Origin of the sequence: Roseateles oligotrophus (assembly GCF_014204525.1) — a bacterium.
Taxonomy (GTDB): Bacteria; Pseudomonadota; Gammaproteobacteria; order Burkholderiales; family Burkholderiaceae_C; genus Paucibacter_A; species Paucibacter_A oligotrophus_A.
In genome coordinates this window covers 72583-95017 of record NZ_JACHLP010000002.1, presented here as the reverse complement: position 1 = coordinate 95017, position 22435 = coordinate 72583, and the positions used below count along the sequence as shown (strand labels likewise).

The following is a 22435-nucleotide window of genomic DNA, read 5'->3' as shown; positions in this document are numbered from 1 at the left end:
CTTGGGCCTCAAACAAGCATGCGCTCAGGCGCCAGGTATTGCTGGCGATAACTCTCAAAGTCCAGGGTGTCGGCCGCCTCGATGCGCTGCTGCTCGGCCAGCGAGGCCAGCGCTTGGGCCTCGAAGCGCGCCGACTGCGCGGCGCTGTAGGGCAGGTCCAGCAGCTGCTGGCGGGTCTGCTCGGACTGCTCGCGCAAAAAGGCCACGTAGGAGTCTTGATAGTCCTGCCGCATCACGGCCAGCATGCGGGCCGAGGGCGTGGTCTCGGCCCTGGCCAAGGTCTGGCAGGCGGCTGCCAGGGCCTGGGCATAGGCCGTGCCGCCGTGCGCCGCGTCCAGGGCCTGGGCCATGGGCGCGCATTGCGCCAGCAGCTCGGCCCCCCACTCGACCAGGGAGCGTGTGCCGGCCGCGCCGCCGACGTTCTGCAGGCGCAGGGCCGGGTCGCGGCCATGGGCCGCCACCCGATGCTGGTTATGGGCCAGGGCGCGGATTTCCTCGGGCGTGTCCGGCGGACTGGGCTGGGTCAGGCAATGCAGCAGGAAGACGTCGAGAAAGCGCACGGTCTGGGCCGCGATGCCGATCGGCACAAAGGGGTCGAGGTCCATGCAGCGCACCTCCACATACTCCACCCCGCGCTCGCGCAAGGCATGCAGGGGGCGCTCGCCCGAACGGATCACGCGCTTGGGGCGTATGGTGCCGTAGAACTCGTTCTCGATCTGCAGGAGGCTGGTGCTGAGCTGGTTGTAGTCGCCGCCGGGGTTTTGCACGCCGATGGCCTCGTAGGCCGGGTAGGGCCGGGTCAAGGCCTCTTGCAGGGAGGCGGCATAACTCTCCAGGCTGTTGTAGCTGACGGCCAGCGAGGACTGCGCGTCGCTCTGATACCCCAGCCGGCCCATGCGCAGCGAGGTGCCGTAAGGCATGTGCAGCGAGCCCTCGCCGAGCGGCTGCAACTCGTGCTGGCGCCCGGCCACAAAGCTGGAGCACAGCGCCGGCGAGGCGCCGAAGAGATAGAGCAGCAAGAAGGAATGGCGGCGGAAATTGCGGATCAGGCCGAAGTACTGCTCGCTCGTCACGCCCGGCAGCGACCAGTTGTAGTGGATGCCCGAGATGGTCTGCATGCGGCGGCCGTAACGCTGGCCCAGGCCCATGCGGTAGACGCTCTTGGAGCGGCCCACATTGGATTTGCCATAACGGCCCAGGGGGATGGTCTCGTCGGTGGGCAGGCCGCAGGGCATGGAGCCCACCCACAGGCGCTCCTCGGGCGGGTTCTGGCCCAGGGCATGCAGGGTTTGGTAGACGGCCTGATGCACCTCGGTCAGCTCCTGCAGGCAGTCTTCCACACCGGCATGCACGCCGGTGATCAGCTCGACCTGGGATTCGCTGAAGTCGGTGGTGATGTGCGGATGCGTCAGGGCCGAGCCCAGCGACGCCGGATGCGGGCTCAGCGCCAGCATGCCGCTGGGCAGGACGCGCAGGCTTTCTTTTTCGATGCCGCGGCGCAGCCCCAGCAAATCCTGCTGGCTGATGGCGTCCAGGCGCTTGATGTCTGTTTCGCTCATGCGGGTGAGCCTCCAATCCCAAGGAATCTAATGCAGGGCGCACGGTAACAGAGCGAGGCTACACCCGTCTTGACGGGGGCCAATCCGGGCCTGCCGCCTGGGTGACAGGCAGGGGCCGGGCTTTGCGCCACACTGGCAAGGCTGAATAAGGACACCCGATGAACTTCGACTACAGCCCCAAGGTGCAGCAGATGCAGGCGCGCTTGCTGGCCTTCTTCGATGCACATATCTACCCGAATGAGCGGCGCTTCTTCGAGGAGGTGGAGGCGAACCGGCGCGCCGGCAATGCCTGGCTGCCGACCCGGCTGATCGAGGAGCTCAAGCCCCTGGCCCGCCAGGCCGGCTTGTGGAATCTATTCCTGCCCAGGTCCAGCCGCGCGCCCGAGGGCTTGTCGAATCTGGAATACGCGCCCCTGTGCGAGATCATGGGCCGGGTGTCCTGGGCGGCCGAGGTCTTCAACTGCTCGGCCCCCGACACCGGCAATATGGAGACTCTTGAGCGCTACGGCGACGAGGGCCACAAGACCCGCTGGCTGGAGCCCCTGCTGCGCGGCGAGATCCGCTCCGCCTTTCTGATGACCGAGCCGGCCGTGGCCTCCAGCGACGCCACCAATATCGAATGCCGCATCGAGCGCGACGGCGATGCCTACCTCATCAACGGCACCAAATGGTGGTCCTCCGGCGCCGGCGACCCGCGCTGCGCCATCTATGTGCTGATGGGCAAGAGCAACCCCGAGGCCGGCCGCCATGAGCAGCAGTCCATGGTGCTGGTGCCGGCCGACACGCCGGGCGTCAGCGTCAAGCGGCCGCTGAATGTGTTTGGCTACGACGATGCGCCGCATGGCCATATGGAGGTGCAGCTCAAGAATGTGCGTGTGCCCCTGGGCAATATCCTGCTGGGCGAGGGCTGCGGCTTCGAGATCGCCCAGGGCCGCTTGGGGCCGGGCCGCATCCACCACTGCATGCGCTCCATCGGTGCGGCCGAGCGGGCGCTGGAGCTGATGTGCGAGCGCGCCATTGCCCGCAGCGCCTTCGGCAAGACCCTCGCGCAACAGACCGTCACGCAGGAGCGCATCGCCGAGGCCCGCTGCATGATCGAGCAGGCCCGCTTGCTGACCCTCAAGGCCGCCTACATGATGGACACGGTGGGCAATAAGGTGGCCAAGGCCGAGATCGCCATGATCAAGATCGTGGCGCCGAATATGGCCTTGCAGGTGATCGACTGGGCCATCCAGGTCTACGGCGCCATGGGTGTTTGCGACGACACGCCGCTGGCCATGATGTGGGCCCACCAGCGCACGCTGCGCCTGGCCGATGGCCCGGACGAGGTGCACCGCAACTCCCTGGCCAAGCTGGAGCTGGCCCGGCATATGCAACTGCCCAGCAGCACGGTGCAAATGCCCATCACCCGCGGCAGCTGAGCGGCTTTCGCCCATCTGGCCCACCAAAGAGGGAGGGCGGGGTGGCAAGCCGGGCAGGCACTAGACTGGCCGGCAATGAAACAAGCGCTTGCCTCCATCGCCGCCCTGCGGCGCAAACGCCTGGCCTGGCCGGCCCTGGGCCTGCTGGCCCTGCTGAGCCTGGGCTTGCCGGCTGCCGCCTGGCTGCTGCCGGGCGCCCATGCGGGTTGGAGCCTGGCCGCCTGGCTCTGCAGCCTGGGCTTTGTGCTGCTGGCGGCGCATGAGCTGCGCCAGGCACGCCGCCGCGTCGTCGAGATCCGGCAAATGCTGAATGAGGCCCTGGACGCGCTGCCGGCCAGCGTGGAGATCTTCGACGCGCAAGACCGCCTGATCGCCTACAACCAGCAGCTGCAGGAGATCTACCCCCATATGCGCGGTGCTTTCAAGCGCGGTGCCACGTTTGAATCCCTGGTGCGCACCTCGCTGGCCCAGGGCCGGGTGCCCGAGGCCAGCGGCCGCGAGGAGGCCTGGCTGCGCGAGCGCCTGCAAGCCCGCCGCATCCCGCGCGAGCCCCTGCTGCAGCAGGTACACGACGGCCGCTGGCTGCGCATCCAGGAGCGGCATATGCCCTCGGGCGGCATCGTCGGCGTGCGCACCGAGGTGACCGATATGATTCTCGAACACCAGCGCCTGGCCAGCACCGACGGCCTCACCGGCCTGGGCAACCGCCGCCTGTTCGACGAGCGCCTGCAGCAGGCCTGGCAGCGCAGCGCCCGCCTGGGCCTGCCCCTGGCCTGCGTGATGGTGGATGTGGACCATTTCAAGCAATACAACGACCACTACGGCCATGTGGCCGGGGACGACTGCCTGCGCCGCGTCGCCCAGTTGCTGCGCGGCTGCGTCAGCCGGCCGGCCGACACCGTCTGCCGCTACGGCGGAGAGGAGTTCGTGCTGCTGCTGCCCGACTGCGATCTGCAGCAGGCCCGCAATGTGGCGCAGCGCTGCCTGGACGAGCTGCGTCTGGCCGCCATCGCCCATGCCGCCTCGCCCCTGCACCGCAACCTGAGCTTCAGCGCGGGCGTGGCCGCCCATGTCGCGGGCCCCGATCTGGCGGCACAATCCCTGGTGGAACAGGCCGATGCCGCGCTGTACAGCGCCAAGCAGACGGGCCGGGCCCGCATCGCCATGCAAGTCTGAGTGGGGCTAGTCAGCAGGCGGGCGAGGCCGGATTTCCACTTTCTCCGCCCCCCGCTTTCCCGACCGAGACCTTGCCATGCCCGACGCCGCCGACTACATCCGTCGCCACATCCGCACTGTGCCCGACTGGCCCCTGCCCGGCGTGCAGTTCCGCGACATCACGCCCCTGCTGTCCAACCCCCGCGTGTTCCGCGTGCTGATCGACCAGTTCGTGCACCGCTACTTCGACCAGAAACCCACGGCCATCGCCGGCCTGGATGCGCGCGGTTTCATCATCGGCTCGGTGCTGGCCTATGAGCTGAATATCGGCTTTGTGCCGATCCGCAAAAAAGGCAAGCTGCCCTTCAGCACCGTGGAGGAAAGCTATGAGCTGGAATACGGCAGCGCCACGGTGGAGATCCATAGCGACGCCGTCAAGCCGGGCGAGCGCATCGTGCTGATCGACGACCTCATCGCCACCGGCGGCACCATGCTGGCCGGCGCCCGCCTGCTGCAACGCCTGGGTGCCGAAATCATCGAAGGTGCGGCCATCGTGGACCTGCCCGAGCTGGGCGGCTCGGCCAAGCTGCGCGCCGCCGGCCTGGCCTTGTTCACGCTGGTGGACTTTGAGGGCCACTGAAGGACAATAGCGCCATGGCCAAAACGATTCCCCGCCTCTCCCCCGACCAAGTCAAGCGCATCGTCGCCACCGCCTGGGAGGACGTACCGCCCTATAACAAGGTGATGATGGAGCATGCCCTGGGTCAGGGCGAGCTGATCCAGCTGATGAAGCGCGAACTGACGCCCAGCGCCTACAAGATGTGGGTGGCCCAGGGCAAGGGCGTCAAGGCGCCCACCAAAAAAGCCCAGTGGCCGCACGGGCGCTGAGCGGCTGAGCCTCTGCAACAAAGCATCGGGCCAACCCTGCAAAGGGCTGGCCCGATTCCTTTGGCTGCGCACTCCCTGCGCTCACATCGGATGACAGCGATGTTGCTTATTTGCTCTGCAGGCGGCGGGCACCCAAACCCAGCAAACCCAGCAGGAACAGGCCGAGGCTGGCCGGCTCGGGCACGGCCAGGACCCGGATCTCACCGGTGGTGTAGAGGCGCGAGAAGTCCAGCACCGTGCCGGCGTCGTGGGCAAAGCCGCTGCTGTCCAGCAGGGCAAAGCTGCCGCTGCTGCCGCCCCAGTCAAACAGATCGAAGCTCTGCCCGGCATGGGCGCTGAAGCCCTGCCAGGAGACCAGCTTGAGCGTGCCGCCAAAGCTCAGCTGACCCATCACAAGGTATTTGTCGAAACTGCGATTGCGCAGACTCTCATCGTTAGTGCAAGCCAGTGTGCAGGCGGAGGCGCCGCCGATCTCTGCCAGATACACATTGGCCCCGCCCAGGCTGACGCTGCCCTCGTCGACCCCCAGGCCCGGTGAGCCGCCAATGGACAGGCCGCCCTCGAAGAACTTCTGGCCCGTGCCGCTGAATACGGCCCCGTTGCGCTGCAGGACCTGGCCGAAAAAAGTGGCCGAGCTGCCCTGGCTGACCCTCAGCTCGCCACCCGCCAGCACCTCGACGCCGTCGTTGAAGCTGCTGCTGCTATTGCCCGACATCAGCAACTGCCCGCCGGCCAGCACCTGAACCGGGCCCGAAACATTGCTGATCCCGTAGCTGAAGCCGAGCCGGCCGCCCAGCGAGAGGCCGCCAGCAAACTCCAGATTGCCGCTCTGTACCTGGATCTGGCTGCCCGCCGCGCTGCTGACGGCCGCCGCACTGCCCAAGCTGGCCGCGGCCGCTGCATTGCCCTGCAGCTTCATCACGCCCTTGAGCAGGACAGGGCCGCCGCTCAAGCTCATCGATTCGCCCGCCCCGACCTGCACGACGGCGCCTGGCTGCACCGTCAGGCCGCCCTCCAGACGGCCGCTGCCGCCCAGCACCGCACCGGCGCCCATCAGCGTGCCCGCCTGGCTGCGGGTGCTGCCGCCATTGAGCTTGAACAGCAGCTGCTGCCCCGGTGCCGCCCCCAGGCTCAGGCTGCCGGCGCGGCCCTCGGCGGCGCCCAGCACCGTGGCGCTGCCGCTGCCGGCGTAGATCTGCACATCCTGCGTCTGGCCGGGTGCATGGCCTAGCGAGCCCAGGCCGGAATAATTCCAATGCGTGGCATCGTCCCAGCGGCCATCGCCGCCCTGCCAATCGGGGTGCAGAGCAATCATCATGGCCTGCTGCTGCCCGTTGAAACTGCCGTTGACAAGGACTTGATCCGCGGCCGTGATGCCGACCACGCTGACAAAGTTCCAGCCCGCCGGCGCCAGGCCGTTCAGCGAGGCCAGGGTGTTGCCGTCATTGGTCCAGATCACCGCGCCGGTATTCGACCAGCCGCCCACCACGCCCTTGCTGCTGAGCGCCGTGGCCTGGGTGCCGCCGGCCTGGGTGGCCAGGCCGCGCATCAGGCCATCGCTGTAGACAAAAGCCCGGTTGCTGCCATCGGCCTGGGTGGAGGTGCCCACGATCAGCCCGGCATTGTTGATGGCCGTGGCCGCGCTGAAGCTGCCACCCAGCGTGCCCAGATTGCGCATCACCCCATGCTCATAGCTGAAAGCCCGGGTGTAGAGATCGCCCAGCATGCGGGACTGCCCGACCACCACCCCCTGGTCATTGATGGCGCCCAAGCTGAAATTGCTGCTGCCGCCCAGCGTGGGCAAGGTGACAAAGTTGCCGCTGCGCTCATACAAGCGCATGGCGTTGCCATACATGGCCAGCACCGAGCCCTGGGCATTGATGGCCAGCGGCGACAGGCCCTCGGGCCCGAAGCTGCGCGCCACGCCGGCCTCGTAGACGAAGGCATGCAAGCCCATATAACCGGTGACCAGGCCGTTGGAGGCAATGCCCAGGGCCCCGCTTTCCTGGCCCGCCAGGGTCGGCAATTCGCTGATGCCGCTCAACGCCGTGTAGCTGAAGGCACGATAGTCCCCCGAAGCCAGGCGGGCGATGCCCACCACCTGGCCCGCATCATTCAAGCCCTGGGCCTGCACATAGCCACCCCCCAGCTCACCCAGCGGAGTCAGGCTGTACCTCGGCTGGGCCTGAGCGGGGTGAAGCCAGCCTGCGGCCACGAGTACAAGCGCCCCTGCGCTGAGATTGAGCTGCATGAGATCCATCCTTTCGAGCCAAAGAGCCAATCCATTTAAGATCCAAAAAGGATCCAAAGTGGCGGGACGATACACGCATGCCGACCATCCTCAACCCCCAAGAACGTGGGAGCTTTGCGTACCGAAAGAGCGTTTTAGCCACTGTTGGCGGCTCCAAACAAAAGACCCGCTCACCCTACAATTTGGGGACGACAAGCCCTCCCATGCCAGGCTCAGCCATGACCCGTAGCGATGTGTTCACCCAGCTGAAACTGGACGCCAAAAGTTCCCAGCCCTACTACCAGCAGCTGCAGCAGCAGTTGCTGGCCTTGATCGGCTCCGGGGCTTTGGCGCCGGGCCGCAGCCTGCCTGCCGAGCGGGTGCTGGCCGAGCAGTTGCAGGTCAGCCGCAACACCATCAAGCGCTGCTACGACGCCTTGCGCGAGGCCCAGACCCTGGGCAGCGCCGGCCGCGGCGGCACCATGGTGCGCGAGACGCCCAGGGTCAGCCCGGTGATGGGTCGCATCAAGGGCTTCACCGAAGAAATGCATGAGCTGGGCATGACGCCCAGCACCCGGGTGCTGGAGCGGCGCGTGCTGCAGGACCGCACCATCGCCTCGGTCTTCGGCCGCCCGGCGGCGGCGAGTTTCCTCAAGCTGGTGCGCCTGCGCATGGCCGACGAGCAACCCATGTCGCGTGAGCTGGCCTGGTACGACCTGAGCCTGGCGCCCGCGCTGGAACAATGGGACGGCCACGGCTCCATCTATCTCTTTCTGGCCGACAGCTGCGGCGTGCAACTCAGCCAGGCCGAGCAGACGATAGAGGCCGTGCTGTCCAGCGCGGTCGAGGCCGAGGTCTTCGGCTTTCAGGCGCCCGCCCCCTGCCTGCTGATCAAACGCCACAGCTATAACAGCCACCGGCAGTTGGTGGAGTATGTGGAAGGCACGTTCCGCGGCGACGCCTACGCTTACCGGGTCAAGCTGCAGCCCTGAGCAGAAAGGCCTGCAGGTCCGCCGCGCGGGGCAAGCCCTGCAGCACCCCGGCCCGCATGCACATCAAAGCGCCGCAAGCATTGGCCACGCGCAAGCTGGCCGCCAGATCCTGGCCGCTCAGCAGCTGGGTGAGCAGGCCGGCGGCAAAGGCGTCGCCCGCCCCCATGCTGTCCTGCACCGCCACCGCGAAACCGGGCACGGCCAGCGGCGGCCGATCGCGCCGCAAGGCCACCGCGCCCAGGGCGCCCAGGGTCAGCAGCAAGAGCTGGCCTTGCGGCCAACGCGGCCAAAAAGCCTGGGCCGCGGCGTCCAGGCTGGCCGCGCAATCGGACAGGCTGGCGCCCTGCGGCAGCTGCCAATCCAAGAGCTCCGCCGCCTCCACCTCGTTGGCCAGCAAGACCCGGGTCAGGGCCAGCAGCTCCGCCGGAATAGGCTGGTAGGGCGAGGGGTTCAGAACCGTCAGGCGACCATGGCGGGCGGCGATTTCGAAGACTCGCTGCAGAGCCCCGAGCGAGGTCTCGAACTGGCCGTAAACCGCATCGGCCCGGGCGATCTCCTCGGCCGCCGCGTCGGCGTGGCGGGGCTCCAGCAAGAGATTGGGGCCCAGGCAAACGGCGATGCTGTTGCGCCCATGCGCATCGATCAGGCCGCAGCCATGGCCCGAGCTATCGGCGAGGCGGTAAGCATGGTCGGGGGCCATGCCCTCCTCGGCCAGCAGGGCCAGCAGGCGATCACCCGCCGCGTCACGCCCTATGCCCAGCAAGGCGTCCACCTCGGCGCCCAGGCGGCGCGCGCCAATCGCCACATTCAGGCCCTTGCCGCCGGGCTCGGCGGCGAAGCTCGAGCTGAGCAAGGTCTCACCCTCGCGCGGCAGCCGCTGCACCCGCCAACAGCAAGCCATGACGAAATTGGCGGCAACAAACAAGCGCATGGCGGCCCCCTGCGGTCCGGCTATTTGCCGATACAGAACATAGAAAACGCCCGCCAGCCCGCATGGCTATTGGGCTCTCTGTTTTTACCCAAGCTACTTGGACTCAAACTTGGACTCACTCAAAGCAAGTGCCCCCCTGAAGAAGGCTTAGAGGATACCGACACCGGCAGCCCGGAGCGTTGAAACCCGCCAACCCATTGAACGCTGGGTCAGGTGAACGTCTGGTTTCGGTAGCCGGCCATCTCTGATCCAACGGCGCAGGGTGTCCGGGCTGACCTCCAATAGGGCGCGGAGGTCAGCACGCCAGACAATCTTGTCCTCGGGGGCTATGTCGAATGGCATAGGTCAGGCTGACGCGGGTTCAGGACTTACCACCGTCGAATCGCCGTGGCTATGTATCGCCACAAAGCGGCTATGCAGGCGCTGAATCTCAAGCATGGCGCCCAAATACTCCCCCACCCAGGCCGGGATAGGGGAAAGGCCTTTACGCCAGCGCCAGGCAGTATTGGGCACAAGCCCGGCCTTGCGGGTGAAGTCGATAGCCTTCCAGCCCAAGGCGTCTAGGGCCTGGTCGAATTGTTCAGGTGTCATTGCTCGTTCTTTCCGGCCGGTATGCAGCCTCATTGGTACGCTGCCAGCAGCGTACCGCATCATCAAAAGTAGATCAATAATGAATTTTTTTCTACATTCATTTTACATAATGCCCGTTGTCGATAATTCGTCGGGCAGCTTGTACACACCCCACTTGGCCGGAATCCCCGTATCCATGCGGGTTCCCGGTCACTGCCATAAAAAGCAGCAATTCTAACTAAGGCAAATTTCTCAAAATGTAGATTTCAGCGAGAAGTTATCCACACTCGCAGGCCGTAGCTTTCCGGCGACTTTTCGGGGATCAACTTCACCCCCACCTGAAAAACGACGGGAACAGCGGGAACACGGGAACAGCACTCCGCAAACCCGCATGAATGCTGGCTTCTCCTGTTCCCGTTCGCTCGCAGATTCTGTTCCCGTCGCTACGGGAGCGGGAACAGGGCTTGATGAATAGCCAAAATTATCTACTTTCATTCATACTTCCCGCTTCTTTGTGTGGCCCTGCAACAAGGGGCGCTCACCCAGCCAATGCATGGGGCCGGTGCGCAGTCGCCTAAATCAGCATCGGCGTAGATCACAAAATGTAGATTTCTTGCCGCTTCAGCATTGAAGCACCAGGCCACTCCGGAAGCGCACGCCCAATGAACGAAGCCGCTGCACCATTGCTGGCCAGCGGCTACCCATGTGCAACTACCGGCCCGCAGCCAGCCTCAGCAGCGCCTACAGTTCATCCGAGAATATGCTGGGCTTGATGTGGAACACGAGGGCCAACCCCATGTCGGGCAAGCGCTGCTTATTGGTTGTCCGATCCTTCTCTTGGATCAGATGCCCGCGCCGCTTCAGAAGCGCGGCCACTGCCCCGGCGTCAAAGCCCTTGGCTACCTCTTGGCGGAAGGCCTCGGGCAGAACCACGAACTCCACCAGGGCATGCAGCCGCTCGCTTGATTCTGAGGCGCTGTGCTTCTCCAGATAGTCGGTTGCAGCATCGAACTTCAGGGGCTTGCCATCCTCCCCAACAAGGCGCTTAAAGCCTGCCCGGTAAGGCGTGTTGCCCCGGTGGTCATCCATGGCCCGATGGCGCCGGGCAAACAGCGCGTCGCCAGTTGATCGAATGACCCTACCCCCCCTCGCGAAGCGAGCAAAGCACAATCGGGCACTGCTTTCACCTTGGCCGGGCAAGACTTCGGCAAAAAAATTTCGATTTTTATTGACATGTGCGGTATTTGCTCGTACGAGACTTTCCAAATTGCTATTTTTAGTGGATGATTGGGCCTGAGCGCCGTACTGTACAAAAATACAGTGGCGCATTCGTTTGTGTAGTGCCAAGCACTTTTGAGAGGGAAAGGGTTCGTATGACAGCAAAATCGCTCGCGGCGGCCCAATTCATGCTGAATCTAGCTCAGGGTACGTCTGATCCGTCCCTGACGCCTATGCAACTGCTTAAGCTGGTCTATATCGCTCACGGCTATATGCTTGGGCAACACGGTCGGCCATTGCTTGATGAGCCTGTTCAGGCTTGGCAATACGGCCCGGTTGTGCCAAGTGTTTATCGCGCCATCAAAGACTACCGCAGCTCACCAGTCCCACGCGTTCCGGGTGCTCGCCCCATGGATTTTGACGAGGAAGAAAAGGCGGCAATGGAGCGCGTGGTGAACAAGTACGGCAGAACAGCCGGTACAGTCTTGTCAGCAGCAACCCATCGACCTGGTACACCTTGGAGTCAAACGTGGCAACCGACCCAAAAAGGCTCGTGCATCTCGAATGATTTGATTGAAGCTTTTTACGCCGAGCTTCTCAGACAGCCAAAGCATTCTGCTCTGTAAGAAGTGCCAGAGAATCAGCCTCAGGATATGTCTGAAGTCGTGTCTTTGCCGGAAAAGAAGACCTTCGAGCCGCCTGACCAAGACCCTGTATTTGCCCCCGAGCCTGGGCAGAACGACAGCTTGGCTACAGCCGAAGCAAACTCACTCGCAAACGGCAAAAGCTTGCAAAGCGATGGCGAGGCAAAGGAACACCAACGACATCAGTCCTTTAGGGATCATGTCAATCGAGCGACGCTGGGCATTTTTTGGGCCATTGCAGTAAGCATTGGCTTGGGAGTAATTGCGTACACATTTCACTTGCTCACCCCTCCGTCTTGGCACTTCCTTGAAGCGGCGCAACTCGAATCGGTGAAGACGATCCTGATTTCTGCACTGTTTTCCAGCGCATTGAGTGGGTACGCCGGCAAACGAATGGCTTGAGACTCGGCAGCACCTGTGCTGACCTTGCGGAAGGCCTCAGGCACGGCGATGAACGCCACTAGCGCATGAAGCCACTCGCTGGATTCGGATGCGCAGTGACTAGCCAGAAAGTCGGTGGCAAGATCAAAATTGAAGGGTTTGCCAGCCTCTCCCCAGCTAGGCGCTTGAATCCGGCAGGGCAAGGCTTTGTTCCCCAGCTGGCCATCCATTGCCCGATCCGCTCCGAGTTGGCTGCGCATCAAAGTTCCTCGCCAGTCGAAAGCTGGCGACCCTGGCCATTGACCCATCGCCGCACTTGTACATGCCCCCGCCAACCCAAGACCAGGCGGCAAGACACTTACTCGCGGATGTCGGGGCATCCCCCTCCTGACAGCCGGTAACGCCAAACTCGGCGCTCCCAGCTCAAAGCGAATGCCCGCAAGAAGGTTCTGCTGTTCCGCTACTGCAGGCCCAACCGCCTGCACAAAGAACGAAGCCGCTGCACCATTGCTGGCCAGCGGCTCCCCATGCGCAACTACCGGCCCGCAGCCAGCCTCAGCCGCGCCTACAGCTCATCCGAAAATATGCTGGGCTTGATGTGGAACACAGGGGCCAAGCCCATGCCGGGCAATCGCTGCTTATTGGTTGTCCGGTCCTTCTCATGGATCAAATGACCGCGCCGCTTCAGGAGCGCCGCCACGGCGCCGGGATCAAAGCCCTTAGCCACATCCTGGCGGAAGGCCTCGGGCAACACCATGAACTCCACCAACGCATGCAGGCGCTCGTTAGACTCAGAGGCGCTGTGCTTCTCCAAGTAGTCGGTAGCTGCATCGAACTTCAAGGGCTTGCCATCCTCCCCGACCAGGCGCTTGAAGCCACCGCGGTAGGGTGTATTCCCTCGATGGTCATCCATAGCCCGATGGCTCCAGGTAAACAGTGCATCGCCGTTCTTCTCCAGCCAAGCTTTCACTTGTCGCAGCATGGACGCTTCTTCGCCGTTGTCCATGTGGCCTCGCGCCCCCAACCAAGCATCAAAGCACTTGCGCACAGCTGCTGAGGCCGCCCCCGGCTGCCAGCCGGTGATGCCCGCCCGCGTTGCCAGTTCGCCCGCCACGGCCACCACCGCAAAGCGATTGCCCACGCGAAAGACTTGCTGCGCTGCAGCCGCTGGCACAAGCGCCGCCTTCTGTGAATCGATCAGCGGCCCCAGCTCAGCCGGAAGCGCTTCGAAGTGCTTGGCCAACCATTCCACCCAGGCCCGCCCGGCTAAGCCGTAGTACTGACTTGCATTACGAGTGATACCCTCGGCCAATGCTTGGGCCGTACCGAAGCCATGCAGGCATTCAAGGCCGCCCATACCGACGCCAGCGTCCAAGGGGATATCCACAAAGCGGACCTCTTGTCCGGCCCGCATGTCCTTGCCCGCCTGGCGCATGTGATCGCCAAGCCCCAGCTCGCCAGAGGACAAGAACAGCAGCCGCCATGTGCGCCGACGCTTGGCTAGGCCGCCACGGGTGGCCCTGCCTTTTTCCTGCTCGTTGGCCAGCATGTAGGCGCACTCGCCCGCCACCTTGGGCTCCAACTGACCAAATTCGTCTAGGATCAGCAGCGAGTCGCTGTGCTGCACCGCTGTGGCCTCCAGTGCGTTATCCGTGGTGCGCCAGCGCTGCATATACCCGGGCGGGCCGTAGACGCTGGCCGCCACCTTCAGCGCCGTGGTCTTGCCGCCGCTGGAGTCGCCCCGGAATTGAAAGCCCCCACTCTCCACGCCAGCCAGGCGCAACAGCGGCCCGGCAAAGGCGCAGCACAGCGCAAACAACAAACGCGAATTGCCCACGGCCAGCGCCGATACTGCATCCCGCCATTGGCTCAGCTCGCCCCGTTGTTTGTATTGGTCATCAATGCCGCCTTCGCTTTGGTAGACGTAGCGGCGCCCCTCAACCTGCCCAATGCATCCTGAAGGCAGAACATAGACGTTGTCATGCCAACCCACCCGATCAGTGCAGATGGCTCGCGCCTCAACTTTCCGGGAAAGGATGTATTTGGCTAGATGGGTTCTAGCCTGCGGTCCGGGCGCCAGCATTAACCCCATTGACCTCAAGTAGCCCGCACCCTCGCTGCCATCGCCAGCCAGCAAATGAGCTGGCATAGCCCAAGACTTCGCGTTGTCATCAGGGTCATTGAACTCTAGAAGATAGCCCCACGCGTCTGCCGAATCCGTACGAGTCCTAGCCGCGACCACCAGCCGAGAGCACACCCATACAGGCTTCCGCTCATTACCTTCGGCGTCCCGTGCCACAAAGAAGACTCCTTCGTCAGTCATATAGAAAGGGTCGGTCGGGCCATGCTCCTTTTGCCCGCCATCCTTGCCGTCGTCCTTGCCGCCTACGGCCCCTGCTGCTTGCCTCTTCGGCAAGCTCACCACATTGCTGCCCCTACCTTTGGCAAGCTTTGATACTGGCGCTAGCTCGCTCTCAGGCTCAGGCCTTGGGTCTGCCAAGGCATGCCCGGGGTCAGGTCTTGCTACACCCGTCGCAGCCACAGCGGGCAAGCCTGCCGCCGCGCATTCAACCAGCGCTGCAACAGCCTCCAGACCGGCAGCCTGATGCAAATCGTTGAAGTCATTGCAGCCCTGGGCCGGGAACACATCACCAGCCACCGCGCCCGCAGCCTTCAGCGCCCGCAATACCTGCGCCGCAGCCACGCGCCCGGGATTCTTGCCCGTGCGTTCCGCCGTGGCCGTATCGTCATCACCGCAGACCAAGAAAGCCGCACCAGGGAACAGCGGGCACAGTTCCTTAGCTACCGCAGCCAAGTTGCCCGCATCAAAGCACACCGCCACCGGCAGGCCTGTAGCCTCATGGATGCTGGCGCCCGTGGCGTAGCCCTCAACCAAGCACAGCACAGCGGCGCCGCCCGGTTCACCCAACCAATGCAGCATGCCCACCTTGCGGCCACCTGAGAGAAAGCGCTTTTCCCGCCAGCCCCGCGCCTCTTGCTCAGGGGTAGGTTTGGCCGGTGCGATGCGTTGCACGTTGTGCAGCTCCCCGGCTGCGTTGCGCATGGGCACTAAGAGCGTGCCATCTGGCAAGAAGCGCACGCCGTAGCCCTGCACGCACTTGCGGGCCAGGTAAGGGCTAACGCCTTCTTGCTGCGCATCGTCCCAAAGCTCGGCTGCATCCCTGGCCGCTTGCTCGGCCCGTTCACGATACTCAGCCGCCTCGGCCTCGCGTTGCTTTCGCTTGCGCTCTGCCAGGCGCTCAGCCTCGGCCAAAGCCTCGAGGCTGGGCTGCCCACCTGTTGAATCATTTGCCGCCTCGGGGAAGCGATAGCCATGATCCTTGGCAATGCCGAACAACGTGCCCACCGTGACGCGCCCACCGGCCTTGATGCTGCGCCATGTGTCCTTGGCAGCCGTTGCGCTGTAGTCGCTGGCCTGTTGGCTCCAGCTATCCCACAGCTCGAAGCCTTCCGCGCCCAACTCGGCCTTTACAGCCATACCCAGGCGCACCCAGGTTTCGCGGTCTACATCAGGCGGGATGCTGGCCAGGGCATCACGCACCAGGGCCGGTGTGATGATGCGCGGGGCTTTGGCTTTATGTGGCCCGGTCATGCTTGCCCCCTCGCTTTGTTGGCGCGTGCTCAGGCCTCAGGTGGGCCGTGGCTGCATCCAGGTCTTTGAACACGTCCACAGCCTGCGCAGCTGCAAGCATGGCCCGCTCGATCTGCACGAAGAACCCCACGATGCAGCCTTTTGCAGCGCCCTTGTCCTTGAAATCCATATCAGCCACGATGTGCCCCAGCATGTTGATACAGGCTATGCCGGGGTTGTCCTTCTTGAACTGCATCAAGTGCGCCGCGTACTCCATGCCCAACAGGTAGGCTTGGCCGTAATCCTCCACTTCAGCGGGTGCCCAACGGCGCAACGGCTCACCAAACTCGCCGCCTTGAGTAAATGGCAGATCGGCCACCGTGGCCGAATCGAGTTGCGGAGCGTAGCCACGCCGCGCAGGGAAGGTGGGTGCGGCTGCCTTGTCCGTTGCAGCAGCTCGGCCCTTCGGCATGCTGGTGATGGGCCTCTTGGCTTGGCCTTTTTTTGCGGCCAACAGGGTAGCGCGGGTATTCATTGCACACCCCCCAGCTTGTTCAGCATCAGCAAGGCCACGGGCCAGCTTATGCGGCCGCGCAAGGCGGCCCGCAGAATGATGGAATGCGCCACGCGGCGCAGGTAATGGGCGGGGGCGCCCTCGGTGAGGCGCGAAGCGGCGAGCATGCCGCTGGATTGGGTAGTCATGGTGTCTGGGCTCCGTATCGAGACTGAAGCCACCCTTGCCGTTTTCACGCGACAAAGGGTGGGCGAGATGTTGAAAACCAGAGATACGTCTGGCGGCCACCCTCACGGATAGGCCCATCTCGCCCATAAACCAGACGGAATAGGGGCGTGACAAAGCCGCGCTGTCGGGGCGGCTATCCGCGTATCTCAAGGTGTTTTCAAGCACCGGGAATGAATTTAACACGATTGATCTTGCCTTGTTCTTCGGCATGCCCAGACGTTGTGCGGGCGCTGCCTTTTGGGTCGGCGGGTGGAATCGCAGCCTGCCTCAATAACGGCTTATCCAGGCCGCTAAACAGGCCCAGGCTCGCCGGGGAATAGCTCACGCTGCAAAGGGTTTGCCGCCGAAAGGAAGTAGCGTGCGGCCCGGTTTTGGCCTCGCTCACTTTCGATGGCATCACACCCCGTTTGGATTGGCACGCCCTCGCGCCGAAGCTCAGAAATGCGTTTGGTCACGCAAGGCGCACCGCAGGCAGTCTCTATCTCAAGTCGCAGGGCGCCTGCTGCGCCACGCTTCACCAGAAAATCAGTGATGCAAGACTTTTGCTTCGCGGCGCTGTTGTAGGTTCTGCTGACCGTGGTTTTCGGCTCTACGGGCAAGGCTGCCTTGACGCCGTGAAGGCGCCTACGTTGTCGAGCTGTTGCCATGGCCGGGCCTACTTGATCGACAAAGGCAAAAAGCCATCAATCAACGGCTGGCCGTCTTGGTCACGCACCTCAAACTGCGCCACCAGCTCAGAGACTTTGACCCGATACCGGACACCTTCAAACATGAAAGAGCGGGGCATTGCTTGGTTCAGCACCTTGGTTAGCGAGGCCTCCAATGCAGCCAACGCAAGGCCAGTGGCCCCGCCATGTGCGCCAATCACCACCTCACCCGCCGCCGTGGTCTTGCAACGGCGCTCAAGGGCTTCTGAGCGAAGCTGCTTATGCAGGGCTGCGCTCATGGTTGCACCTCGGCGCCTTGCTGGGCTTTGTTGATGCGGTTCTGAACCCACTGCAAGACCGTGGACTCAGGCCACGCCACGCAGCGGGCGGTGAGCTGAACGCAACGGGGGAAATCGCCGCGCTTCATCAAGGTGTAAATGGAACTCTTCTTGAGGCCTGTAAGAGCCTCGCATTGAGGCAGCCTCAAAAGACGATCACGCTGAACCTGTGGGCGATTCTCAGTTACCAAGTGCATAGCAGTCTTACCTCATCCGTGAAAGCTCCGTAGAGCGATGACGAATCTTTGCGCTGCACGCTTCCTTGCGTCACCTTGCATTTGCCTTGCAAACGGGCTTCGCCCGCCCTGACTGAGGCCTGTTCAACGCCGCCCGCCAACTTGTGCAAGGGCTTGCAAGGGTTGCAGGGGGAGTTTGCAAGCCGTCAGTACCGCAGTCGATGGGCACCACCCTGATTTGGCCGCCCATCCGTTCACCAGTTTGGCAGGACCGATTTGCTCATCAATGCATTGGCGCGAGCAGCCAGTAACCTGCGCGATGGCTGCCCCAGTCATCTTGGATAAATGCCGCATCTTGAACATGGCCTCCCGCTCCGCGTCCGTCCAGGCTCCAAGCTGATGCGGCCAGGTGCCACCAACTGGCTGAACAACACCAGCAGGCAAAGCCTGCTTTGTTGAGGCAGTGGGGACCAGGGTCAGAACCGGATTTGTGGGGACAGGGGATAAATCTGCATCTTTGGCCGCCGCGAGCACATTGGCTGCGTCCGCCCGATCAATGCCGACAGCACCGAGCCTGAATAAACAGTTTCCACCTCGCATGAATGAATCAGGACTTAAACGCTCGCCAACATACGCACGATAGAGCGCTGCGAGCAGCTTGTCATGATCGACTGGGGGGAACTTGAGAGGCTCACCATCTTCCGTGTCAAGGACTTCCAAGCCTTCGACCCAAGCGTCCCATCGAACACGAATAGGCACAGGTCGGCTACCCTGAAGGACATACAGGCCGCCTATTTCCAGACGACTTATTGATTGCAAGACATCGCGGGCCACCGTCGCCCTATCAACTGCGCCGCTGGCCATTGCCCATTGGTCAAAAAGAACGGGCAACCCTACGAAATCGGCAGCATTGATTTTCACCGGCTCTGCTGAGCCTGCATTGTTCGCCATAAAACCCCCTGCCCCTGATTGAAGGGCCGCGCCCTCCTGCAGGGGACACAGAGCAAGCCAGGGGGATCAATCCCGAGCCGGGCGCGGCCTAAGGATTGTCTGAATCAGGAAAAGTACAAGCAAGCGTTCACCGCTACCTTTCTGCGGCGGGGGGCGGCGGCGGGCCGGTTTTTCTATCGCGGCGCAAATCCACCATCGTGCAAGGCCGTTTGCACCAGCAGTTCAAGCGAGCACTGCCCCCTATTTCCGCTGACTTACTTACTTTCGCATGCCTACCGGGGAATCAGTTCCGCACCTTGCCGCGCCTCAATGCACGCTCTAGACCTACTTACTTACCTATGTGGCTGAGCGGCATCTAGAGAAAAAACGGGGCGCGAATTACCCTCGCAGCAAGTCACCCCGGGAAGGACCCGTGAACTTTGGCCGGGGCAGTCGGCACCAGCAAGCGGCCTAGCTCGAACAGGTCAGGCGGCCAACACATAGACAAGAAAGAAGTAATGAATGAGTTTCTTCTTCTCTTTTTTGTTCCCGTGTTCCCGTCCTGTTCCCGTCTCTGTTCCCGTTATTTTCTTTTGCACCCCATCGCCCAGCAACCCGCATGGTTGCTGGGTTCTTGTCGAATTTCACCCGCTAACGTTACCGCCTGTTCCCGCGTTCCCGCCTGTTTTGCAGTTTGGCAGCCTTTGGTCTGGAGTGCCCACACCCTCAGCACACGGCGCGAAGGCAAACCCGCCACACCCCCACCACCACGCGGCCAGCAAAAAGGGCCTTGCGGCCCTCATCGTGCTACTACTTGGCACTCATCAAGCCTGCCGCTTGAACTTGCCCATGATGACCCGACCCTGCATCAATTGAGCCTCGACCAGATCAGCCCAGAACTGCAGCATCTCGCGGCGCTGTGGTGCGTACTCGGCCCGGTTGTAGACACCACGCACGCCGCCAATGGTGTGATTCAAGGCCTTCTCCACCACATCCGAGGGCCAGCCGTTTTCATGCAGCAGGGTCGATGCCGTGCGCCGCAGATCGTGAATGGTGAAGGCCGGTATGTCCTGGCCCTGCAGCGCGGTCTTCAGTGCCGTGTTGATGGCGTTCTGTGCAAAGGGCTTGGTCAGACTACCCCGACCAGGCAGCACCAGGGCGCTTGTTCCGGCCAGGGCCTGCAGTTCCTTGAACTGCTCCATCGCCTGGCGGGACAGGTAGACGATGTGAGGCTTGCCGGTCTTGGAGTTCTCAGCGGGTATCTGCCACTCGCCTTGCTCCAGGTCCACATGCTCCCAGCGGGCCTGCAGCAGCTCGGACTTGCGAACCATGGTCAACAGGATCAGATGAAGGGCCAGCTTGAATTGGCGGCGGATATTCGACTCAATGGCCGCCCGCAAGAAAACACCTATCTCTTCGGGCGCTAATGTGCGCTCCCGGGACTTGGCCTTGTGGACATGGCGCATAGGTAGGGCCAGCACTGGATTGATGGTGGCAGCACCACAGGTTAGCGCGTAGTCAAACAGCCGCTTCAACAGGCCGCGCACCACACCGGCCGCCGCGTCGAAGCCTTCATCCTTCTTGCTCCAGATGATGGCCCGCACATCTTCCGTGTTGACCTCGCGCACCTGCTTGGCACCAATGGCCGGGACTATCGACTTATCGAAGTACCGGCGCGGGATGCTGGTGTCCTGGCGATCTTTGTTCACCACCTCGCAAAAGAAGCGCTCTCCGAACTCGGCCACGGTGACGGACTCCAGCACCTCAGCCTTGGCCTGCTGCTTTTCCTGCGCGGGTGACTGGCCCAGGGCCACGGCGCTGGCCGCCTCATCACGCTTGAGCCTGGCATTGCGAAGGCTCAAGGCCGGGTACTTCCCCAGGGTCAGCTTCTCTTGCTTGCCGCCCAGCCGGTAGCGGTAGCGCCAGACGATGCCGCCCGAGGGGAAGACCTCGACATAAAGGCCCCGGTCGTCGGAAACGATGTAGGGCTTGTCCTTGGGCTTGATGGCCTTCAAAGCGGTGTCGGTCAGTGGCATGTGGAGCCCCGGTGAGTCCAAGTAAATGCCTGCATTGTGTCCAAGTTGCTTCTTGGACTCAAACTTGGACTCAAAAAACGCTGGCTTTCGGCGCACGTCGCTGGACGATGACGGAAGCCAAGTGATTGATTTTCATATAGAAATTCATGTTTCGCCGAACCCTCCCGGACCCCCGCGAACGTGCTGTTATTTTCCGATACAGAACTTGCTGAAGATTTCCCCCAGCAAATCATCGGCGCTGAAGCTGCCGGTGATCTCGCCCAAAGCGTCGTGGGCCAGACGCAGCTCCTCGGCCAGCAGGTCCAGGGCCGGTGGCTCCTGCGTGGCCACGGCCAGCGCCAGGGCCAGGTGTTCGCGGGTGTGCTTCAGGGCCTGGACATGGCGCTCGCGGGCGATGAACAAGCCCTCGGGCGTGGCATGCCAGCCCACATGCTGGAGCAGGGCCTGGCGCAGCTCGTGCAAGCCTGCACCGGTCTTGGCCGACAGCCTCAGGCCCTGGGCCGCGGACGCTTGCGCCGCGTCCGCCTTGTTGAAGACCTGCAGAATGCGGGCCGGGTCCACGGCGCTCAGGCGCGCACGGATCTCGGCATCCTCGGCCTCGTACTCGGCCAGCCCCACGCGGGTGAGGTCGTGCAGAAAGAGCACGACATCGGCATCGGCAATCGCGTCCCAGCTGCGCGCCACGCCGATGCGCTCGACCTCGTCGGTAGCCTCGCGCAGGCCGGCGGTGTCGCTGATGTGCAGTGGCACGCCCTCGATCTGAATCGTCTGGCTGACCTTGTCGCGGGTGGTGCCGGGGATGGCGGTGACGATGGCCAGCTCGGCCCCGGCCAGGGCGTTGAGCAGGGAGCTCTTGCCCACATTGGGCTGGCCGGCCAGCACGACCTTGATGCCCTCACGTAACAAGGCACCTTGGCGGGTTCGGTCCAGCACAGCCTCCAACCGCGCCTGCAGCCGGGCCAGGCGGCCCAGGGCATCGGCTTGCTGCAGGAAGTCGATCTCTTCCTCGGGGAAGTCCAGCGTGGCCTCGACCAGCATGCGCAGCTTGATCAAGGCGTCGCGCAACTCGCCCACCTCGGAAGAGAGAGCACCGGCCAGGGCCCGGCTGGCGCTGCGGGCCGCCGCCTCGGTGCTGGCGTCTATCAGGTCGCTGACGGCCTCGGCCTGGGCCAGGTCCAGCTTGCCATTCAGAAAGGCGCGCTGGGTGAATTCGCCCGGCTCGGCCAGGCGCAGATTCAGCTCAGTGCCTAGCTCCATGCAGCGGGCCAGCAGCAGTTGCAGCACCACCGGGCCGCCATGGGCTTGCAGCTCCAGCACATGCTCGCCGGTGTAGGAATGGGGCGCGGGGAAGAGCAGGGCCAGGCCTTGGTCTATGGCCTCGCCGCTGGCGGCCTTGAAGGGCAAGTAGCTAGCTTCACGCGCCTTCAGCTCACGGCCGCAGATGGCCTGCACAAACGGGCTCAGGTCTTGCGGGGAGGAGACTCGCACAATGCCCACGGCTCCGCGTCCGGGGGCGGTGGCAATGGCGGCGATGGGGTCTTGGTGGCGGGCGAGCATGGGGGGATTTTCCGCGATTGCGCGGCAAGGCGCCAAAAACAAAACGCGCCGAGCCTGCAATCCGCAGAGTCAGCGCGTTAGAAGAAGATGGCGCGGGGGAGGCAGAGGTTCAGCGCTCGCATGAGCCTGGACCGAGTGCCTTTCACAAACCCGGCCCAGCTGTATGGCTTCGGCCCGGTTGCGATTCTCTGCCCCGCATGGAGGGGATTTAAGTCGAGATCTCTGAAACAAAAAAGCCCCCCAAGCGGGGGTGGGAGGCCCGCGCCAGTTGGCTTTGTGATTTTGTGCCGGATCGACTCGGACCCCGCTTTCCAGACGGAGCGGCAATGCAATGCTGGCTCGCCCAGCCCAATCTCCTTGTCGACGGAGGCGATTTCCGGCGTCGGCGCGTTGTGCGTAGGCGTCACGACCCTGGGGTTCATTGAGGG

At 63.4% G+C, this 22435-nt stretch carries 20 protein-coding genes; 7 read left to right on the top strand and 13 right to left on the bottom strand.

Annotated elements, in window-relative coordinates; translation table 11 throughout:
* Positions 1–8: 8 nt before the first annotated feature.
* Positions 9–1559, bottom strand: a complete 1551-nt coding sequence (gene gshA / locus HNP55_RS05105; protein ID WP_184296876.1) for a glutamate--cysteine ligase — start codon at positions 1557–1559, stop codon at positions 9–11.
* Between the two features lie 158 nt (positions 1560–1717).
* Here gshA and HNP55_RS05100 point away from each other — a divergent pair, with 158 nt between their 5' ends.
* From HNP55_RS05100 to HNP55_RS05085, 4 genes are all read left to right on the top strand, one after another.
* Positions 1718–2980: an acyl-CoA dehydrogenase family protein gene (locus HNP55_RS05100; protein WP_184296873.1), complete on the top strand. Its 1263-nt coding sequence runs from the start codon at positions 1718–1720 to the stop codon at positions 2978–2980.
* A 75-nt stretch (positions 2981–3055) separates the two neighbouring features.
* Positions 3056–4156, top strand: coding sequence for a sensor domain-containing diguanylate cyclase (locus tag HNP55_RS05095; RefSeq protein WP_184296871.1), 1101 nt, complete (start codon positions 3056–3058; stop codon positions 4154–4156).
* 76 nt (positions 4157–4232) lie between these two features.
* Positions 4233–4775, top strand: coding sequence for an adenine phosphoribosyltransferase (locus HNP55_RS05090; RefSeq protein ID WP_184296868.1), 543 nt, complete (start codon positions 4233–4235; stop codon positions 4773–4775).
* A gap of 14 nt (positions 4776–4789) precedes the next feature.
* Entirely contained in the window at positions 4790–5023 is a 234-nt protein-coding gene (locus tag HNP55_RS05085; RefSeq protein WP_184296866.1) for a DUF2805 domain-containing protein, read from the top strand.
* A gap of 106 nt (positions 5024–5129) precedes the next feature.
* Here the strand turns inward: HNP55_RS05085 and HNP55_RS05080 are convergent, their stop codons facing one another.
* Complete coding sequence (locus HNP55_RS05080; protein ID WP_184296864.1) at positions 5130–7274, bottom strand: PEP-CTERM sorting domain-containing protein; 2145 nt, start codon at positions 7272–7274, stop codon at positions 5130–5132.
* A gap of 218 nt (positions 7275–7492) precedes the next feature.
* Between HNP55_RS05080 and HNP55_RS05075 the strand changes: the two genes are divergently transcribed.
* Positions 7493–8245 (top strand): GntR family transcriptional regulator, encoded by a 753-nt coding sequence (locus HNP55_RS05075; RefSeq protein ID WP_246448204.1) that lies wholly within the window; start codon positions 7493–7495, stop codon positions 8243–8245.
* Here HNP55_RS05075 and HNP55_RS05070 read toward each other — a convergent pair.
* The 3 genes from HNP55_RS05070 to HNP55_RS05060 all read right to left on the bottom strand — a co-directional run bounded on the left by HNP55_RS05070 (position 8229) and on the right by HNP55_RS05060 (position 11012).
* On the bottom strand, positions 8229–9176 hold the full coding sequence (locus HNP55_RS05070; RefSeq protein ID WP_184296860.1) for a PfkB family carbohydrate kinase: 948 nt from the start codon (positions 9174–9176) through the stop codon (positions 8229–8231). The genes HNP55_RS05075 and HNP55_RS05070 overlap by 17 nt on opposite strands.
* Before the next feature lie 345 nt (positions 9177–9521).
* Complete coding sequence (locus tag HNP55_RS05065; RefSeq protein WP_184296858.1) at positions 9522–9767, bottom strand: hypothetical protein; 246 nt, start codon at positions 9765–9767, stop codon at positions 9522–9524.
* Positions 9768–10487: 720 nt separating this feature from the next.
* Positions 10488–11012: a hypothetical protein gene (locus HNP55_RS05060; RefSeq protein ID WP_184296856.1), complete on the bottom strand. Its 525-nt coding sequence runs from the start codon at positions 11010–11012 to the stop codon at positions 10488–10490.
* Between the two features lie 107 nt (positions 11013–11119).
* Here HNP55_RS05060 and HNP55_RS05055 point away from each other — a divergent pair, with 107 nt between their 5' ends.
* Complete coding sequence (locus HNP55_RS05055; RefSeq protein ID WP_184296855.1) at positions 11120–11590, top strand: Panacea domain-containing protein; 471 nt, start codon at positions 11120–11122, stop codon at positions 11588–11590.
* 27 nt (positions 11591–11617) lie between these two features.
* Positions 11618–12010: a hypothetical protein gene (locus tag HNP55_RS05050; protein WP_184296853.1), complete on the top strand. Its 393-nt coding sequence runs from the start codon at positions 11618–11620 to the stop codon at positions 12008–12010.
* Positions 12011–12554: 544 nt separating this feature from the next.
* Here HNP55_RS05050 and HNP55_RS05045 read toward each other — a convergent pair.
* The 8 genes from HNP55_RS05045 to mnmE form a co-directional block, all read right to left on the bottom strand.
* Entirely contained in the window at positions 12555–15602 is a 3048-nt protein-coding gene (locus HNP55_RS05045) for a DUF927 domain-containing protein (protein WP_184296851.1), read from the bottom strand.
* On the bottom strand, positions 15586–16116 hold the full coding sequence (locus HNP55_RS05040; protein WP_184296849.1) for a hypothetical protein: 531 nt from the start codon (positions 16114–16116) through the stop codon (positions 15586–15588). Before HNP55_RS05040 ends, HNP55_RS05045 begins: the two co-directional genes overlap by 17 nt.
* A complete protein-coding gene (locus tag HNP55_RS05035; RefSeq protein WP_184296847.1) occupies positions 16113–16283 on the bottom strand; it encodes a hypothetical protein in 171 nt (56 codons plus the stop codon). Before HNP55_RS05035 ends, HNP55_RS05040 begins: the two co-directional genes overlap by 4 nt.
* Positions 16284–16978: 695 nt before the next feature.
* Positions 16979–17269, bottom strand: coding sequence for a hypothetical protein (locus HNP55_RS05025; RefSeq protein WP_184296843.1), 291 nt, complete (start codon positions 17267–17269; stop codon positions 16979–16981).
* Positions 17266–17505, bottom strand: coding sequence for a helix-turn-helix transcriptional regulator (locus tag HNP55_RS05020; protein ID WP_184296841.1), 240 nt, complete (start codon positions 17503–17505; stop codon positions 17266–17268). The genes HNP55_RS05025 and HNP55_RS05020 overlap by 4 nt, the downstream gene beginning before the upstream one ends.
* Positions 17506–17628: 123 nt before the next feature.
* A complete protein-coding gene (locus HNP55_RS05015; RefSeq protein ID WP_184296839.1) occupies positions 17629–18435 on the bottom strand; it encodes a hypothetical protein in 807 nt (268 codons plus the stop codon).
* Between the two features lie 803 nt (positions 18436–19238).
* Positions 19239–20450, bottom strand: a complete 1212-nt coding sequence (locus HNP55_RS05010; protein WP_184296837.1) for a tyrosine-type recombinase/integrase — start codon at positions 20448–20450, stop codon at positions 19239–19241.
* 186 nt (positions 20451–20636) lie between these two features.
* Positions 20637–22007, bottom strand: coding sequence for a tRNA uridine-5-carboxymethylaminomethyl(34) synthesis GTPase MnmE (gene mnmE, locus HNP55_RS05005; RefSeq protein WP_184296835.1), 1371 nt, complete (start codon positions 22005–22007; stop codon positions 20637–20639).
* Positions 22008–22435 lie beyond the last annotated feature (428 nt).